We start from the raw sequence: 16,171 nt of genomic DNA, 5'->3' as shown, positions 1-16,171 counted from the left end.
AAGCGGGAAATGCCGCCATTTTGCCACGAACTTCTCATATCTCTAAGTAAAAGATGAAAGAATGGCCAGATAATAGTGGTGGTGAAAATGCTGTTCGAAGTGCGAATAATTATCGTTTTCGTTAAGCGCGCGCTTGGCGGATAATATCGGCTTAGCCCCACGCGAGGACCGATCATGATGTTGCATATACCCGGTGTGCTGACGCCGGAGCAGGTGAAGTATTTCCGCCAGAAACTGGCGCAGACCGACTGGATCGACGGCCGCGCCAGCGTCGGCCAGCAGGGCGCGCAGGTCAAGCGCAACCGCCAGCTGGCGGAGGGCTCGCCGCTGGCCAAGGAGCTGGGCGACATCGTGGCCCGCGCACTGACCGCCCATCCCTTGTTCTTCGCGTCCGTGCTGCCGCTGCGCATCCTGCCGCCATACTTCAACAGTTATGCCGGCGGCGAGCAGTATGGCCTGCACATCGACGGCGCCGTGCGCACCGACAGCCGCACCTTGCAGAATATGCGGGCCGATGTCTCCACCACCGTGTTCCTCAGCGCACCCGAGGAGTACGAGGGCGGCGAACTGGTGGTGATGGACTCCTACGGCGCGCACGAAGTAAAGCTGCCGGCCGGCGACGCCATCGTCTACCCGTCCAGCAGCGTGCACCGCGTGATGCCGGTGACCGGCGGCGAGCGCATCGCGTCCTTCCTCTGGAGCCAGAGCATGGTGCGCGACGACTGGAAGCGGGGCATGTTATTCGAACTGGATCAGAACATCCAGAAACTGCGCGCCCAGCACGGCGACGGCGACGCCGTGGTCGGCCTGACCGGCCACTATCACAACCTGCTGCGCATGTGGGCCGAGCTCTAGGAGAGCTGGAAGTTGATCGGCACGATCACGTAGACGGCGACCGGCTTGCCGTCTTCCATATAAGGCTTGAACAGGCTGCGCATCGCGGCCAGCCGGCCTGCTTCGTCGAGCTTGCCGGAGCCGGAAGACTTTTGCACGGTGGCCTGCTCGGGTAATCCTTTTTCACTGATCAGCACACGCAGCATGACCACGCCGGATTCGCCCATGCGGCGCGAGAGGATGGGATAGACGGGGGCCGGCGGGCGCAGGTATTCCACGCCTTCCACCAGGCGCGGCGCGGACGGCTTGGCGGGCGCCGGCGCGGCGGCTTGCTGCTGAGGCGGCGCGGCAGCCGGCACCGGTACGGGCAGCATTTCGCTGCGCGGCTGGACCTGCGGCGTGATGGTGTTGTCGACAGTGATATTGAGCAAGGGCAAGGGCGGCGGCGCGATGGCCGGGGCTTGCGGCAAGACGGGAACGATTTTCGGCGCGGGTTCCGGAGCGGGCGCCGGTGGCGCCACGAACGATACGTGCACGGCTTGCGGCAGCACGGCGTGCACCACGTCGCGCAACATGCCGGCTTGCAGCATGTAGAACAGTCCCGCGTGGACGGCGGCGACGATGGCGAATTTGGCTACGTGTCCCTGGCCCCTTGCGGCGGGGCCGTCTATCGTCATCGTGTACATCGCGCTCCTATGTGGTCAAGGAGGTCCGCTTCAATACTGTTTCGTTGAGGCGGCCCACGTGTTCGTTCAGGATCTCTTCGGCAGTGGAGGAACATTGGCCGCAGCAAGTGGCCAGGCCGAGGTCGCGGCGCAGTTCGTCCATGGAAGTGATACCCAGATCTATGGCTTGACGGATTTCGCGGTCTGAGATGTTGTTGCAGATACAAACAATCATTGCGTTACCTTCTGGCTGAGTTTTTGATGCCGATTCTGCATGCTTAACAGTTTCTTAAGTGAGAATCATTATCATTACGTTTCCTATTCTGCCGCAGTCCGGCGTACAATGCAAGCAGTTCCTGCAAATCCAACTCATTCGCATTTAGCCTTATAATGGCGCACAGAAATTCATCACCGACCCGACTGGAAACCCCATGACGCAAGCGCCTTCCCTGATCCAACTCGACTCGCTGGAAGTCGGGAAAAGCGCCACCGTGGTGCATGTCGCGCCGGGCAATCCGCAGGACGTGGAAGACGGCGCCGACCTGGCGCGGCGCCTGATGGAGCTCGGTTTCGTGCCGGGCGAACGCATCCGCATGCTGAAGCGCGGCATGCCGGGCGGCGAGCCGCTGGCCATCAAGGTGGGCAACTCCACGTTCGCGCTGCGCCGCTTCGAAGCCGCGCTGATCTCCATACAACCGGAATAAGCCATGGGTGCTGTAGAAAAACCGGCGCAGGCCGTGGCGCATGCCCCGATGGTGGCCTTGCTGGGCAATCCCAACTGCGGCAAGACCGCGCTGTTCAACCGCCTGACCGGCGCGCGCCAGAAGGTGGCCAACTACGCCGGCGTGACCATAGAACGCAAGGAAGGCCAGTTCACCTCGCCCGCCGGCCATGGCTACCGCCTGATCGACCTGCCGGGCGCCTATTCGCTGAAAGCCCATACGCCGGACGAAGCCATCACGCGCGACGTGGTGGCCGGCCTGCGCGCCAACGAGGCATCGCCGGACGTGGTGGTGTGCGTGGTCGACGCCACCAATCTGCGCCTGAACCTGCGCCTGGTGCTGGAGATAAAGCGCCTCGGCCTGCCGATGATACTGGCGCTGAACATGGTGGACGTGGCCAAGAAGCGCGGCATCGTCGTCGACGCGGACAAGCTGGCCCAGGAACTGGGCATGACCGTGGTCGAAACCGTGGCGGTGACGGCCGGCGGCGAGAAGTCGCTGCTGCGCGCGCTCGACGAGATGTGGCCGCTGCACGTCACGAAGGCCCATCCGCTGGCCGCGATCGACGCGGTGCCGGTGGAGGAGACGCAGCGCGAAGTGCGCCGCATCCTGGCGCTGGTCAGCAACGACAGCCAGGACAAGGGCAACCTGAGCGAGAAGATCGACGACGTGGTGCTGCATCCCGTGATCGGCCCGGTGATCCTGGCGGTGCTGATGTTCCTGGTGTTCCAGGCCGTGTTCAGCTGGGCCGCGCCGCCGATGGAGTGGATCAAGGGCAGCGTGGAGGGCGTGGGTGAACTGCTCAAGGGCCAGATGGCCGACGGCGTGCTGCGCAGCCTGCTGGTGGACGGCGTGCTGAGCGGCGTCGGCAGCGTGCTGGTGTTCCTGCCGCAGATCCTGATCCTGTTCTTCTTCATCCTGGTGCTGGAGGACTGCGGCTACCTGCCGCGTGCGGCCTTCCTGCTGGACCGGCTGATGGGCGGCGTCGGCCTGTCCGGGCGCGCCTTCATTCCGCTGCTGTCGAGCTTTGCCTGCGCCATTCCCGGCGTGATGGCGGCGCGCACCATCCAGAACCCGCGCGACCGCCTGGTCACCATCATGATCGCGCCTTTGATGACGTGCTCGGCGCGCCTGCCGGTGTACGCGCTCGTGATCGCCGCCTTCATCCCGGAGCGCGAAGTGTGGGGCATCCTGAGCCTGCAAGGGCTGGTGCTGTTCACCCTGTATGTCGCCGGCATCGTGTCCGCCATGGCCGTGGCCTGGTTCATGAAGCGCACCATGGGCAGCAACCGCCAGCAGCCGCTGATGCTCGAGCTGCCGAGCTACCACTGGCCGCACTTGCGCAACCTGGGCATCGGCCTGTGGGAGCGCGCCAAGATCTTCCTGTCGCGCGTCGGCACCGTGATCCTGACGCTGATGGTGCTGCTGTGGTTCCTGAGCAGCTTCCCCGGCGCGCCGGAAGGCGCCAGCCACCCGCCCATCTATTACAGCCTGGCCGGCATGCTGGGGCGCGGCCTCGAATACATCTTCGCGCCGATCGGCTTCAACTGGCAGATCTGCATCGCGCTGGTGCCCGGCATGGCCGCGCGCGAAGTGGCGGTGGGCGCGCTGGGCACCGTGTACGCGCTGTCGCAGACCGGCGACGAACTGGCCACGCAGCTGGCGCCCATCCTGACGCAGACCTGGTCGATGGCGACCGCCTTGTCGCTGCTGGCCTGGTACGTGTTCGCGCCGCAGTGCCTGTCCACCTTGAGCGTGGTGCGCCGCGAGACCGGCAAACTGCGCTACGCGCTGGCGATGGCAGGCTATATGTTCGCGCTGGCCTATACGGCGTCGTTCATCACCTACCGCGCCGCGCTGGCGCTGGGAGCCTGATATGTGGCAGCAGATTATTGTCGGACTGATCGTCGCGGCGGCCCTGCTGCACGCCTGCACCAAATACCTGCCTGCCGCGTGGCGCAGGCAGATCGTCTACGCGCTGTCCCGGCGCGGCTACAGCCAGGCAAGGCTGGCCAAGTTGTTCAAGGTGCAGGACGGCTGCGGTTCCGGCTGCGGCAGCTGCGGCTCCTGCGACACCGACAAGCCCGCCCCGCCATCCCCGCCCACGACCCACCGCGTCATCAAGCTCCACGTCCAGCGCTGAGCCGTGGGCCGAAAAAAATAAAGGGGTCAGGGTTAGTAGATTTCGAATCTAACTAACCCTGACCCCTTTATCACAGCTCCAGCGGGTGGAAGGACTCGGCCTGCGCCATCGGCCAGTACAGGCCGAACACCGGCGGCAGCTTGGACAGCAGGCTGGGGTCGAGCAGCTGGCCGGGCTCCAGGTAGGGCAGCAGGGCCGAGGCCAGCTTCACCTGGTTGGGCGAGATCCGGCGCACGATGTGGTGCGGCTTCAGTTGGGACGGGTGCGTCAGGCCGGCGGCGGCGATCAGCTCGGCCAGCGCCTTCAGGGTGTTCTGGTGGAAGTGGGCCACGCGGCTGGTCTTGTCGGGGACCACCAGTGCGCGCTGGCGCAGCTTGTCCTGCGTGGCGACGCCGGTCGGGCAGTGGTCGGTGTGGCAGCTCTGGCTCTGGATGCAGCCCAGTGCGAACATGAAGCCGCGCGCGGAATTGCACCAGTCGGCGCCCAGCGCCATGGTGCGTGCGATGTCGAAGGCGGTGATGATCTTGCCCGACGCGCCAATCTTGATCCTGTCGCGTAATCCGGCACCCACCAGCGTGTTATGCACCAGCAGCAGCGCTTCCTGCAGCGGCGTGCCGACATGGTCGGTGAACTCCACCGGCGCCGCACCGGTGCCTCCCTCGCTGCCGTCGACCACGATGAAGTCCGGCGTGATGCCGCTCGCCAGCATGGCTTTGACGATGCCGAAAAACTCCCACGGGTGGCCGATCGCCAGCTTGAAGCCGGCCGGCTTGCCGCCGGACAGAGTGCGCAGCCTGTCGATAAAGGCCAGCATTTCCAGCGGCGTGCCGAAGGCCGAGTGGTTGGCCGGCGAGATACAGTCGACGCCCGCCGTCACGCCGCGCGTGGCGGCAATCTCCAGGCTCACCTTGGAGCCGGGCAGCACCCCGCCGTGGCCCGGCTTGGCGCCTTGCGACAGCTTCAGTTCTATCATCTTGACCTGCTCGGTGCAGGCATTGGCGGCAAAGCGCTCTTCCGAAAACGTGCCGTCGTCGTTGCGGCAGCCGAAGTAGCCCGAGCCGATTTCCCATACCAGGTCGCCGCCGTTTTGCCGGTGGTAGGGGCTGATGCTGCCTTCGCCGGTATCGTGCATGAAGCCGCCGATGCGCGCGCCGCCGTTCAGCGCCAGGATGGCGTTGGCCGACAGCGCGCCGAAGCTCATCGCCGAGACGTTGAACACGCTGGCCGAATAGGGCTGCGCGCGCGGGCAGTCCGGATGGTTGCCGATCTCGATGCGGAAGTTGTGGCCGTTCACGGCGGCTGGCTGGATCGAGTGGTTGATCCATTCGTAGCCGGCCTGGTAGACGTCGAGCTGGGTGCCGAAGGGGCGCTTGTCGGAATCGAGCTTGGCGCGCTGGTAGACGATGCTGCGCTGGTTGCGCGAGAACGGCGCGGCCGACATATCGTCCTCCAGCAGGTACTGGCGGATCTCGGGGCGCACGGCCTCGAACATGAAGCGGAAGTGCGCCAGGATGGGGTAGTTGCGGCGCAGCGCGCGCTTGGTCTGCAGCACGTCGGCGATGCCGACCATGGTCAGGCAGCCCGCCGCCACCGGCACCCACAGCGGCGCTCCCAAGGCCAGCGACAGCGGCAGGGCGGCGGCGGCGCCGGCGAATGCGGAATAACGCAATAGGCTCATGAACGCTCCGGGCGCGGGGATAGTGGGCCGATTGTAGAGGTGGAGCAAAAAAAACGCCACCGGTATGAGCGGTGGCGCGGTGCGGCAGGTCCGTGAAGACCTGCCGTAGGGGGAGCTTGCGGGTGCTGCGGGCTGCGCCTTAGAAGCGGATGTTGGCGGTCAGGCTGGCCGAACGCGGTGCGCCCGGGGTGTAGCGGTAGCCGGACTTGTTGATCGCCGCGACATAGGTCTCGTCGGTGATGTTGTTCACGTTCAGCTGCAGGTCCACGTTGCGGTTGATGGCATAGGATGCCATCGCATTGGCGACCCAGTAGCCGTCGGCATAGGTCGGCGTGCCGACCGCGCCGTCGGTGCCGCGCAGCAGCTTGCCGGAGTAGCGCAGGCCGCCGCCCACTTTCACGCCGTACGGCAGCGTGTACGAGGTCCACGCGGTGAACGAATCCTTGGGCGTGTAGCTCAGCTGGTTCTGCCCGCTGGCGGTGACCACTTTGCCGGACAGGACTTCGGTCTTCATGTGGGCGTAACCCGCGCTGACCAGCCAGCCGCGGGTGATCTCGCCGGTGACGCCGATTTCCACGCCTTCAACGCGCTTCTTGCCGGTTTGATAGAACTTGGTCGCGTCGGTCGGATCGGCTTCCACTTCGTTCTTCACCGTGGTGCGGTAGATGGCCGCGTTCAGGGCCAGCTTCTGCTTCAGCAGGTCCCACTTGCCGCCGATTTCCTGGGTGGTGGTTTCCTGCGGGTCGAACTTCGGATTGGTCGCGCTGTTGGCGGTGGTGGCCAGCGAGAAGGAGGCGCCGCCCGGCGGCTGCTTGGAGCTGGCCACGGTGGCGTACACGCTGCTCTCGGCGGTCGGCTTGTACAGTGCCGACAGTTTGCCGTTGACCAGCGTGTCCTTCAGCTCCAGGTTGGTCGCCACCAGCGAGCCGACCGGCACGCCGGGATTGGCGGTCGCGGTCGCCAGTGCGGCACCGTGGAAAGTGGTGCTGAAGTGGTCGGCGCGGACGCCGCCGCTGAACATCCAGCGCTCGCCCAGCTTGGCCGTGTCGAACAGGTACAGGCTCTGGGTGTTGGTCGCGCCGTCGCCGAATACGCCGTTGCGCACCGGGTTCAGGCCGCCCACCGGCGCCGATGGGTTCGGGTTGTACAGCTTGCTGTCCGCCAGCACGCCCAGGCTGGCCGGCACGTAGCCGTAGGTGACCTGCTTCTCGTTGACGAATTCCAGGCCGGCGATGGCGGTGTGTTTCATGCCGGCAGCGTCGAATTCAGCCGAGACGGTGGTCTGGTTGGTCAGGATCTCGTTGCGCTGGTCCTTGACGGTGCGCAGGGTACGCTTCAGCTCCCAGTCCGACGAAGGCAGCACCTTGCCGTTTTTCTCGGTCACCAGGTTGCCCTCGGCGCCGGTCGTCAGGTTGGTGCCGGTGGCGGTGAAGGCGCTCAGCAGGTAGTCCTGCTTGGTCTTGCCGTAGCGGGCGGTGTTCTGCAGCTTGACGGTCGGCGACAAGTCGTGTTCCACGCGCACGGTGGCCATGTCGGCTTTCACCTTGTCGTAGTCGCTGGTCGAGCCGTAGAAGCTTTCCGAATTGACCCTGGCGGCAGTGTTCAGGTAGGTGCGGCGCTTGGCCGGGTCTTTTTGGTTCGAATCCGGGCTGGTGTAGCCGGGCAGGCCGATGGTCGGCACGCCGCCGTCGGGGATGTTGTCCTGGTCCACGTGCAGGTAGCTCAGGATCACGCGGGTCGGGCTGCCGATGCCGAAGCCGACGGTCGGGGCGATCGCCCAGCGCTCGTTCTTGACCACGTCGCGGCCGGGCTTGCCGCTGTCGAGCGCCAGCGCGTTCAGGCGGAAGGCGATGCCTTTTTCCGCGTTCAGCACGGTGTTCAGGTCGGCGGTGGCGCGTTTTTCCTTGGCGCTGCCTAGGGTCACGCGGCCGGAATAGGCGTCCTGCATCTGCGCTTGCTTGGAGCTCAGGTTGATCGAGCCGGTCGGCGAGCCGCGGCCGCCGTCGGTGCCGGCCGGGCCTTTCAGCACGTCGATCTGTTCGATATTGAACACGTCGCGCGAGATCGAGCCCATGTCGCGCACGCCGTCCACGTAGATGCTGCTGGAGGTGTCGAAACCGCGCATGTAAATCGCGTCGCCGGTGTTGGTGTTGCCGTTTTCGCCCAGGAAGAAGGTGCCCACGCCCGGGGTGTTGGCCAGCGCCTCGGTCAGCGTGGCGGCGCCTTGCTGTTCGATCAGTTCGCGCTTGATGACGGTAATGGTCTGCGGCGTGTTCACCAGCAGTTCCGTGTATTTCATCGACGAGGCGCGGTCGGCCTTGAAATCATTGGTCTTGCTGCCTTCGACGCGCACTTCCGTCACCGCGCCTGATGCCGCGGCATCGGCTTCGGCGGCTGCGGCGGACGGCGCGTCGGCGGCATGGGCGGCAGCCATCGGCAGCAACATGGCAGCCAATAGCGTGTTCATCTGGGTGAAAGCTGGGGTAGCGTGTTTGCGGCTCTTGATTGCCATAATGTTTCTTCTCGGTGGATGTTTTGTAAAAATCTGCAAAGATGATACCAACTTGCAATAGGAATGTAAATAGGAATTGTTATCATTTGCATTGAGATCCGCATTGCCGTCCGCGCAACGATGACGGCAATGCTAAGCAGGCGGATTGCGGCCAGCCGCCGCGCGCCGGGCGGCCCGGAGGAATTGCTGACGGATATCCGCAATGGGCGGGGCGCGGTGCGTCGAGGCAGGCCATGCGGTGATAAGTTAAAATGTCGGATCGAATCAGAAGCAAATTTCCATGGGTAGACTCCTCGCCATCGACGGCCTCAACATCGTGCGCCGCGTGTATGAAGCCAGCCCCGAACCCGATTCGGACCTGAAGGCCGAAATCGCGCTGCGCCACGCGCTGTCCTCGTTCCGCAACCTGATCACCGACCACCAGCCCACGCACGTATTGCCGGCCTTCGACTTCGGCGGCCCGACCTGGCGCCACGAACTCTACGCCGGCTACCGCGAGGGCCGCGCGCCCATGCCCGGCGTGCTGCGCGAGGCGCTGCCCGAGTTCTACCAGCGCCTGGCCGGCTTCGGCCTGCGCGTCATCAGCCTGCCCGACGTGGAGGCGGACGACGTGATCGGCACCGTGGTGATGCGCTGGCTGGCCGAGGGGCGCGGCGCGGCGGTGGTCGCCACCACCGACAAGGACTTGCACTGCCTGGTTGCCCAGGGCGCGCTGGTGTGGGACCATTTCAAGAGCGAATGGCACGACCACGACTGGTGCGAGAAGAAGTGGGGCGTGCCGCCCGAACAGCTGCCGGACCTGCTGGCGCTGATGGGCGACGCCACCGACAGCATTCCGGGCGTGTCCAAGGTTGGTCTGAAGACGGCGGCCAAACTGTTGCGTACTTACGGCACCCTGGACGCCATCATGGCCGGCGCGGGCATCCTCAAGGACACGCTGGGCGAAACGCTACGAAAAGAGCGCGAGATGCTGTATCTTTCTCGTCAGCTGGTGCAGCTGAAGACGGATGTGCGGGTCGGCGTGAGCTGGAATATGCTGGCCTGGGAGTCCGCGTGATAATAAGAAAAGAGTGGGGTGAGAGATGTTAAAGGCAGTCATTATCGACACCAGTGCGGTGGCGCGCGGCCTGCTGAATACCGTGCTGATGGACGGCGGCTACGACGTGGTGGGCCAGGGCCACACCGGCAACAGCGCCATCGCGCTGATGGTCAAATACCAGCCGCAGATCGTCTGCATCGCGCGCGACGTGTTCGACGCCGACGAGGCATCGGTGCGCGAACTGCGCAAGGACTGGCCGAAGTCGCTGCTGTTCATGGTGTCCAGCGAGTTCGACGCGGACACCGTGCAGAAGGCCCACGCGATGGGCGTGAACGGCTTCATCGTCAAGCCCTTCAACGCCGGCACGGTGCTCAAGACCATACGCAACACCGTGATCGCCATGGTAAAACGCCAGCAGAAAGCGCTGGCGGATCAAAACGGCGCAGCGGGCGCGGACGGCGAAGCGTAACCCGCCCTACGTTGCGAAGGTGGATGCGGCGATGATGCCACCGCCGAGGCAGACGTCGCCGTCGTACAGCACGGCCGACTGGCCCGGCGTCACCGCCCACTGCGCGTCCGGGAAGCCGAGCGAGAAGTCGAGCAGGCCGCTGGCGGCCACGTCGCACGGCACGTCGGCCTGGCGGTAGCGCGTCTTGGCCGAGATGCGGCCCGCCTCCGGCGCCACGCCGGCGACCCAGCTGGCCTGGTCCGCCGTCAGCGCGGACGACAGCAGCCACGGATGGTCGTGCCCCTGCACCACCCACAGCGTGTTGTTTTCAATGTCCTTGCGCGCCACGTACCAGGCGTCGCTGCTGCCGTCGGCGTTCTGGTAGGTCTTCACGCCGCCGATGCCGATGCCCTTGCGCTGGCCCAGCGTGTAGAACGACAGGCCCACATGCTCGCCCACCACCTTGCCGTCCGGCGTCTTCATCGGGCCGGGCTTGTGCGACAGGTAGCGGCCCAGGAACTCGCGGAAAGGGCGCTCGCCGATGAAGCAGATGCCGGTCGAATCCTTCTTGGCCGCGTTCGGCAACTGCAGCTTTTCGGCGATCTGGCGCACTTCGGTTTTCGGGATCTCGCCCAGCGGGAACAAGGTCTTCGACAGCTGCGCCTGGTTCAACCGGTGCAGGAAATAGCTCTGGTCCTTGGTGTGGTCGAAGGCCTTCAGCAGTTCGAAGCGCTGGCTGGCGGGGTTCTGCCGCACGCGCGCATAGTGGCCGGTGGCGATCAGGTCGGCACCCAGGTGCATGGCGTGGTCGAGGAAGGCCTTGAACTTGATTTCGGCATTGCACAGCACGTCCGGGTTCGGCGTGCGGCCGGCCTGGTATTCGCGCAGGAACTCGGCGAACACGCGGTCCTTGTATTCGGCGGAGAAGTTCACCGCCTCGATGTCCACGCCCACCACGTCGGCCACGCTGGCCGCGTCGATCCAGTCCTCGCGGGTCGAGCAGTATTCACTATCGTCGTCGTCTTCCCAATTCTTCATGAACAGGCCGATCACTTCATAGCCCTGTTCCTTCAGCATCCACGCCGCAACCGAGGAGTCAACCCCGCCCGACATGCCGATAACGACTTTTTGTTTGCTCATTCTTGATGCCTATAAAACTGCGATCAAACTTCATCAAATACGGACGTGTGAGTATGCAACAGGTCCAGCGGCGCGCGCTTGCCGGCCAGGTATTCGTCCACGCAGGTCAGCAGCAACGGGCTGCGGTGGCGGTCGGCACAGGCGGCGATTTCATCGCGCGTGAGCCACATGGTGCGCAGGATGCCCTCGTCCAGCGGCCGGTCTTCGTGCAGTGCGCCGGCCACGCCGCAAAACGCGAAACGCAGGTATTGCACCGCTTCCCCGGTGCGGGCCGAGCGGTAGCGCGACATATACATGCCGACCAGGCCGGTCGGCGTGAAATCGTAGGCCGTTTCCTCCAGCACTTCGCGCACCACGGCCTGTTCCAGCGATTCGAGCGGGTCGAGGTGACCGGCCGGCTGGTTCAGGCGGATGCCGTCGCTGGTTTCTTCTTCGATCAATAGGAATTTCCCATCGCGCTCGATGACGGCGGCAACGGTAACAGAGGGTCTCCAGGTTCGCGGCATGTGTCTCTTCCTTGAAAGAGCCGCCATTTTAGCTTGTTCCGGTGCCCAACGTTCCAATCGCCACTAAATAGAGGGGAGACTCAATTAAAACCGGTTAATTGCACTACATGGGATATGGGTTTCACCGTATGAAACCAAAGGTATCTCATAGGCGACAGCATATGATTGTTGCTCGGGTAAAAAGGTTATCTTTCTAGAAAATCGTGTTATGTTCTAAGCAGTACATACATCAATAGCAACTATAGCAATCCAGGAGGAATACATGAGGATAGGCATTCCGGCCGAAACGCGGCCGGGGGAAACCCGGGTTGCGGCCACGCCCGAAACAGTGAAGAAATTGGCGGCCAAGCATCAAATTGTCGTCCAGGCCGGGGCCGGCCTGACGGCATCGGTCACCGACGAGGCCTACGCGGCCGCCGGCGCCACCATAGGCAGCGCAGCCGACGCCTATGGCGCGGAGGTGGTCCTGAAGGTGCGCGCCCCGAACGCGGAGGAGCGCGCCCTGATGAAACCGGGCACGGTCCTGATCGGCATGCTCAACCCCTTCGACGCGGACAACATCGCCGCCATGGCCGCGGCCGGGCTGCAGGCGTTCGCGCTGGAGGCGGTGCCGCGCATCACCCGCGCCCAGTCGATGGACGTGCTGTCCTCGCAGGCCAACATCGCCGGCTACAAGGCCGTGCTGGTGGCCGCCAACACCTACGGCCGCTTCATGCCGATGCTGATGACCGCCGCCGGCACCGTGAAAGCGGCCCGCGTGCTCATCATGGGCGTGGGCGTGGCCGGCCTGCAGGCCATCGCCACGGCCAAGCGCCTGGGCGCGGTGATCGAGGCCTCCGACGTGCGCCCGCCGGTCAAGGAGCAGGTCGAGTCGCTGGGCGCCAAGTTCATCGACGTGCCCTTCCTGACCGACGAGGAAAAGGAAATCGCCAAGGGCGTGGGCGGCTACGCCCGTTCCATGCCGGCCGACTGGATGAAGCGCCAGGCCGAACTGGTGCATGAACGGGCCAAGCTGGCCGACATCATCATCACCACCGCGCTGATACCGGGCCGCGCCGCGCCCATCCTGATTTCCGAGGACACCGTGAAAGCGATGAAGCCCGGTTCCGTCATCGTCGACCTGGCGGTGAGCCAGGGCGGCAACTGCCCGTTGTCGGAGCTGAACAAGACGGTCGTCAAGCACGGCGTGCACATCGTCGGCGAGCCGGACCTGGCTTGCCTGGTGCCGGCCGACGCTTCGGCCCTGTACGCGCGCAATGTGCTGGACTTCCTCAAGCTCATCGTCGACAAGGAAGATAAGCTGGTGATAGACCGCGAAGACGAAATCCTGAAGGCCGCCCTGGTGTGCGCCGACGGCGCCGTTTTACGCAAATAAGGAGAATAGACATGGAAGTTAGCCACACCATCATCAATCTGATCATCTTCGTGCTGGCGATCTACGTCGGCTACCACGTGGTCTGGGGCGTGACGCCCGCGCTGCACACGCCGCTGATGGCCGTCACCAACGCGGTCTCGGCCATCATCATCGTCGGCGCCATGCTGGCCGCCGGCCTGACCGAAGGCCTGATCGGCCAGATCTCCGGCACCGTGGCGGTGGCCCTGGCCGCCGTCAACGTGTTCGGCGGATTCCTGGTCACCCAGCGCATGCTGGAGATGTTCAAGAAGAAGGAACCGAAGGCCAAGCCTGCGGTGGCCGCCTTAGAGGGAGGAAAAGCATGAGCTTCGTCAGCATGAACCTCGTCACGATGATGTACCTGATCGCCTCGGTCTGCTTCATCCAGGCGCTCAAGGGCTTGTCGTCGCCGGCCAACGCGCGCCGGGGCAACGCCTTCGGCATGTCCGGCATGGCCATCGCCGCCGTGACCACCTTGGCGCTGATCATGAAACTGCGGGCCGACATGGCCAGCGCGGGCTCGGGCCACGGCATGGGCCTGGGCCTGGTGGCGCTGGGCGTGGTGGTCGGCGGCGGCATCGGCGCCTACCTGGCCAAGAGCGTCGAGATGACCAAGATGCCGGAACTGGTCGCGGCGATGCACTCGCTGATCGGCCTGGCCGCCGTCTGCATCGCGGTCGCTGCCGTGTCGGAACCGCACGCCTTCAACATCGCCAAGATCGGCGAGGCGCTGCCGGTCGGCAACCGCATCGAACTGTTCATCGGCACCTTCGTCGGCGCCATCACCTTCTCCGGATCGGTGATCGCCTTCGGCAAGCTGGCGGGCAAATACAAGTTCCGCCTGTTCCAGGGCGCGCCGGTGGTGTTCTCCGGCCAGCACATGCTGAACCTGGCGCTGGCCATCGTCATGGTGGCGCTGGGCCTGGTGTTCGTGTTCGACGGCGGCGTGGCCCCGGCCTGGACCCCGTTCGTCATCATGACCGCCATCGCCTTCGTGCTCGGCGTGCTGATCATCATCCCGATCGGCGGCGCCGACATGCCGGTGGTGGTGTCCATGCTGAACTCGTATTCGGGCTGGGCGGCGGCCGGCATCGGCTTCTCGCTGAACAACTCGATGCTGATCATCGCCGGTTCGCTGGTGGGTTCCTCGGGCGCGATCCTGTCCTACATCATGTGCAAGGCCATGAACCGCTCCTTCTTCAATGTGATCCTGGGCGGCTTCGGCGGCGACGCGGCTGCGGCCACGTCGGGCGGCGGCGCGCAGCCTGCGCGTCCGGTGAAATCCGGTTCGGCGGACGACGCGGCCTTCATCATGTCGAACGCGGAAACCGTCATCATCGTTCCGGGCTACGGCCTGGCGGTGGCGCGCGCGCAGCACTCGCTCAAAGAGCTGGTCGAGAAGCTGACGCACAAGGGCGTGACCGTGAAGTACGCGATCCACCCGGTGGCGGGCCGCATGCCGGGCCACATGAACGTGCTGCTGGCCGAAGCCGAGGTGCCGTACGACCAGGTGTTCGAGATGGAAGACATCAACGGCGAATTCGGCCAGACCGACGTGGTGCTGGTGCTGGGCGCCAACGACGTGGTGAACCCCGCCGCCAAGGACCCGAAATCGCCGATCGCCGGCATGCCCATCCTGGAAGCCTACAAAGCCAAGAGCATCATCGTCAACAAGCGCTCGATGGCCTCCGGCTACGCGGGCCTGGACAACGACCTGTTCTACCAGGCCAACACCATGATGGTGTTCGGCGATGCGAAGAAGGTCATTGAAGATATGGTGAAAGCGGTCGAATAGCCTGGCGTTGGCGGGTTACGCGGGGGGCGAGCCGCTTCGCGCCAAGCCGCCCTGCGAAACGCCATGGAAGGTAGGGCGGGTTAGCACAAGCTGCTCAACCCGCCTTTTTTTTAGCGGCGTCCGTACATCATCAGTTCGGCCAATACGCCGCGCGCGGGGCTGAACAGGTCGATGGCGGCCAGGGATGCGCCCAGCAAGGCTTGCGCGGGGGAGTCGTTGGCGAACACGCGCGCCATGGTGTCGGTCAGGCGCACCGTCAGGCCGCGGTCGTCCTTGCGCAGGGTTGCGTACTGCGCCAGCATGGCCGGATTGGCGCCTTGCGCCAGCAGGCGGGCCAGCACGGCGGCGTCGCGCAGGCCGAGGTTCAGGCCCTGGCCCGCGACCGGGTGCAGCGTCTGCGCGGCGTTGCCGATGGCTGCCACGCGCGCGCTGCCCTGCGCGCCGGCGTTCAGGCCGAGCGGGAAGGCCAGGCGCCGCGTGGCGCCGGTGAAGCCGCCCACGCGGGTGCCGAAAGCGTCCCCCAGTTGCGCCAGGAAGGCCGCGTCGTCCAGGCCCAGCAGCGCCTGCGCGGTGTCGTGGCGCACGCACCAGACCAGCGAATATTCGTCGTCCTGCGGCAGCAGCGCCAGCGGGCCCTGGGCCGTGAAGCGCTCGTAGGCGCGGTGCGCCACCGGCGCGCTGCTGCGCACTTGCGCGATGATGGCGGTCTGGCCGTAGTCGCGCTGCACGGACTTGGCCTGCTGCTCGCCGAACAGCCCGCCCTCGGCCTGCACCACGATGGCGGCGCTCAGCGTGCGGCGGACGCCGCCTTCTTCCTCGATCTCGACGGCGACGTGGCCGGGCTGCTCGTCCAGGCCCGTCACGAGGGCGGGGCGCAGCGCCGCGATACCGACGCGCTCGCACGCCGCGCCCAGCTCAGTCACCAGCGCGCCGTAGCGGCTCACGTAGCCCAGCGCTTCCAGTTTGTGCTCGTCGCGGTCGATCACGCTGCGGCCGAACTGGCCCCGGCGCGACACGTGGATCTGGTGGATCGCCGTGGCAGGCACCGGCCAGCAGCCGATGTCTTCCAGGATCTGGCGGCTGCCGTAGGACAGGGCCAGCGAGCGTGGGTCGTTGCCGGCCTGCTGCAAGGTGCGCGCGTCGATCAATGCGATACGGCCGGGCGCGACGCCGCGCCTGGCCAGCAGCGCCGCCAGCGCCATGCCGGCCGGGCCCGCGCCGCAGATGGCGACGTCGTAGTCGAGCGGCGCGCCGCCAGTCGCGGCCGCCGGTGGCGCTTCGGGCGCACTCATCGTT

General features: G+C 65.3%; 16 protein-coding genes. 9 read left to right on the top strand and 7 right to left on the bottom strand.

Annotation, left to right across the window (positions count from 1 at the left end; translation table 11 throughout):
- Positions 1–174: 174 nt before the first annotated feature.
- Positions 175–855 (top strand): Fe2+-dependent dioxygenase, encoded by a 681-nt coding sequence (locus ACSQ8Y_RS22235; RefSeq protein ID WP_436268598.1) that lies wholly within the window; start codon positions 175–177, stop codon positions 853–855.
- Here ACSQ8Y_RS22235 and ACSQ8Y_RS22230 read toward each other — a convergent pair.
- Positions 852–1,520 carry an energy transducer TonB gene (locus ACSQ8Y_RS22230; protein ID WP_436268597.1) on the bottom strand — a complete coding sequence of 223 codons (669 nt, stop codon included), beginning with the start codon at positions 1,518–1,520 and terminating at the stop codon, positions 852–854. The two genes, ACSQ8Y_RS22235 and ACSQ8Y_RS22230, sit on opposite strands and share 4 nt — an antisense overlap.
- Positions 1,521–1,527: 7 nt before the next feature.
- Positions 1,528–1,734 (bottom strand): (2Fe-2S)-binding protein, encoded by a 207-nt coding sequence (locus ACSQ8Y_RS22225; protein WP_436268596.1) that lies wholly within the window; start codon positions 1,732–1,734, stop codon positions 1,528–1,530.
- A 196-nt stretch (positions 1,735–1,930) separates the two neighbouring features.
- Here ACSQ8Y_RS22225 and ACSQ8Y_RS22220 point away from each other — a divergent pair, with 196 nt between their 5' ends.
- From ACSQ8Y_RS22220 to ACSQ8Y_RS22210, 3 genes are read left to right on the top strand one after another with little or no spacing between them, the layout of a single operon-like run.
- Positions 1,931–2,203, top strand: coding sequence for a FeoA family protein (locus tag ACSQ8Y_RS22220; protein ID WP_436268595.1), 273 nt, complete (start codon positions 1,931–1,933; stop codon positions 2,201–2,203).
- Positions 2,204–2,206: 3 nt separating this feature from the next.
- Positions 2,207–4,096 (top strand): ferrous iron transporter B, encoded by a 1,890-nt coding sequence (feoB, locus tag ACSQ8Y_RS22215; protein ID WP_436268594.1) that lies wholly within the window; start codon positions 2,207–2,209, stop codon positions 4,094–4,096.
- 1 nt (position 4,097) lies between these two features.
- Complete coding sequence (locus ACSQ8Y_RS22210; RefSeq protein ID WP_436268593.1) at positions 4,098–4,364, top strand: DUF6587 family protein; 267 nt, start codon at positions 4,098–4,100, stop codon at positions 4,362–4,364.
- Positions 4,365–4,434: 70 nt separating this feature from the next.
- On the opposite strand, the gene ACSQ8Y_RS22205 is transcribed toward ACSQ8Y_RS22210, so the two are convergent.
- Positions 4,435–6,042, bottom strand: coding sequence for an FMN-binding glutamate synthase family protein (locus ACSQ8Y_RS22205; protein ID WP_436268592.1), 1,608 nt, complete (start codon positions 6,040–6,042; stop codon positions 4,435–4,437).
- Between the two features lie 139 nt (positions 6,043–6,181).
- Positions 6,182–8,554: a catecholate siderophore receptor Fiu gene (locus tag ACSQ8Y_RS22200; RefSeq protein ID WP_436268591.1), complete on the bottom strand. Its 2,373-nt coding sequence runs from the start codon at positions 8,552–8,554 to the stop codon at positions 6,182–6,184.
- Positions 8,555–8,834: 280 nt separating this feature from the next.
- On the opposite strand from ACSQ8Y_RS22200, the gene ACSQ8Y_RS22195 reads away from it, so the two are divergent.
- Complete coding sequence (locus ACSQ8Y_RS22195; protein WP_436268590.1) at positions 8,835–9,611, top strand: 5'-3' exonuclease; 777 nt, start codon at positions 8,835–8,837, stop codon at positions 9,609–9,611.
- A 25-nt stretch (positions 9,612–9,636) separates the two neighbouring features.
- Positions 9,637–10,062, top strand: coding sequence for a response regulator (locus ACSQ8Y_RS22190; protein WP_436268589.1), 426 nt, complete (start codon positions 9,637–9,639; stop codon positions 10,060–10,062).
- A 6-nt stretch (positions 10,063–10,068) separates the two neighbouring features.
- Here ACSQ8Y_RS22190 and mnmA read toward each other — a convergent pair whose 3' ends face one another.
- Positions 10,069–11,181, bottom strand: a complete 1,113-nt coding sequence (mnmA, locus tag ACSQ8Y_RS22185) for a tRNA 2-thiouridine(34) synthase MnmA (protein ID WP_436268588.1) — start codon at positions 11,179–11,181, stop codon at positions 10,069–10,071.
- A 23-nt stretch (positions 11,182–11,204) separates the two neighbouring features.
- The gene (locus ACSQ8Y_RS22180) at positions 11,205–11,687 is read right to left on the bottom strand and encodes an NUDIX hydrolase (protein WP_436268587.1); all 483 of its coding nucleotides are present in this window, start codon (positions 11,685–11,687) and stop codon (positions 11,205–11,207) included.
- Between the two features lie 262 nt (positions 11,688–11,949).
- On the opposite strand from ACSQ8Y_RS22180, the gene ACSQ8Y_RS22175 reads away from it, so the two are divergent.
- Genes ACSQ8Y_RS22175 through ACSQ8Y_RS22165 form a run of 3 tightly spaced genes read left to right on the top strand, consistent with a single transcriptional unit; the run spans position 11,950 to position 14,875 of the window.
- Positions 11,950–13,062, top strand: coding sequence for a Re/Si-specific NAD(P)(+) transhydrogenase subunit alpha (locus ACSQ8Y_RS22175; protein ID WP_436268586.1), 1,113 nt, complete (start codon positions 11,950–11,952; stop codon positions 13,060–13,062).
- An 11-nt stretch (positions 13,063–13,073) separates the two neighbouring features.
- Positions 13,074–13,406, top strand: coding sequence for an NAD(P) transhydrogenase subunit alpha (locus tag ACSQ8Y_RS22170; RefSeq protein WP_436268585.1), 333 nt, complete (start codon positions 13,074–13,076; stop codon positions 13,404–13,406).
- Positions 13,403–14,875, top strand: a complete 1,473-nt coding sequence (locus ACSQ8Y_RS22165; protein ID WP_436268584.1) for an NAD(P)(+) transhydrogenase (Re/Si-specific) subunit beta — start codon at positions 13,403–13,405, stop codon at positions 14,873–14,875. Before ACSQ8Y_RS22170 ends, ACSQ8Y_RS22165 begins: the two co-directional genes overlap by 4 nt.
- Before the next feature lie 110 nt (positions 14,876–14,985).
- Here the strand turns inward: ACSQ8Y_RS22165 and ACSQ8Y_RS22160 are convergent, their stop codons facing one another.
- Positions 14,986–16,167, bottom strand: coding sequence for an FAD-dependent monooxygenase (locus ACSQ8Y_RS22160; RefSeq protein ID WP_436269889.1), 1,182 nt, complete (start codon positions 16,165–16,167; stop codon positions 14,986–14,988).
- Between the last annotated feature and the right edge of the window lie 4 nt (positions 16,168–16,171).

Origin of the sequence: Pseudoduganella sp. LjRoot289, from assembly GCF_964252925.1 — a bacterium.
GTDB lineage: Bacteria > Pseudomonadota > Gammaproteobacteria > Burkholderiales > Burkholderiaceae_D > Rugamonas.
This window is presented reverse-complemented; position numbering and strand designations above follow the sequence as displayed.

Coding starts and splice junctions, on each gene's coding strand:
- ACSQ8Y_RS22170 (WP_436268585.1), top strand. CDS start 13,074: ATGGAAGTTAGCCACACCATCATCAATCTGATCATCTTCGTGCTGGCG.
- ACSQ8Y_RS22195 (WP_436268590.1), top strand. CDS start 8,835: ATGGGTAGACTCCTCGCCATCGACGGCCTCAACATCGTGCGCCGCGTG.
- ACSQ8Y_RS22220 (WP_436268595.1), top strand. CDS start 1,931: ATGACGCAAGCGCCTTCCCTGATCCAACTCGACTCGCTGGAAGTCGGG.
- feoB (WP_436268594.1), top strand. CDS start 2,207: ATGGGTGCTGTAGAAAAACCGGCGCAGGCCGTGGCGCATGCCCCGATG.
- ACSQ8Y_RS22180 (WP_436268587.1), bottom strand. CDS start 11,687: ATGCCGCGAACCTGGAGACCCTCTGTTACCGTTGCCGCCGTCATCGAG.
- ACSQ8Y_RS22175 (WP_436268586.1), top strand. CDS start 11,950: ATGAGGATAGGCATTCCGGCCGAAACGCGGCCGGGGGAAACCCGGGTT.
- mnmA (WP_436268588.1), bottom strand. CDS start 11,181: ATGAGCAAACAAAAAGTCGTTATCGGCATGTCGGGCGGGGTTGACTCC.
- ACSQ8Y_RS22200 (WP_436268591.1), bottom strand. CDS start 8,554: ATGGCAATCAAGAGCCGCAAACACGCTACCCCAGCTTTCACCCAGATG.
- ACSQ8Y_RS22165 (WP_436268584.1), top strand. CDS start 13,403: ATGAGCTTCGTCAGCATGAACCTCGTCACGATGATGTACCTGATCGCC.
- ACSQ8Y_RS22210 (WP_436268593.1), top strand. CDS start 4,098: ATGTGGCAGCAGATTATTGTCGGACTGATCGTCGCGGCGGCCCTGCTG.
- ACSQ8Y_RS22230 (WP_436268597.1), bottom strand. CDS start 1,520: ATGTACACGATGACGATAGACGGCCCCGCCGCAAGGGGCCAGGGACAC.
- ACSQ8Y_RS22160 (WP_436269889.1), bottom strand. CDS start 16,167: ATGAGTGCGCCCGAAGCGCCACCGGCGGCCGCGACTGGCGGCGCGCCG.
- ACSQ8Y_RS22235 (WP_436268598.1), top strand. CDS start 175: ATGATGTTGCATATACCCGGTGTGCTGACGCCGGAGCAGGTGAAGTAT.
- ACSQ8Y_RS22190 (WP_436268589.1), top strand. CDS start 9,637: ATGTTAAAGGCAGTCATTATCGACACCAGTGCGGTGGCGCGCGGCCTG.
- ACSQ8Y_RS22225 (WP_436268596.1), bottom strand. CDS start 1,734: ATGATTGTTTGTATCTGCAACAACATCTCAGACCGCGAAATCCGTCAA.
- ACSQ8Y_RS22205 (WP_436268592.1), bottom strand. CDS start 6,042: ATGAGCCTATTGCGTTATTCCGCATTCGCCGGCGCCGCCGCCGCCCTG.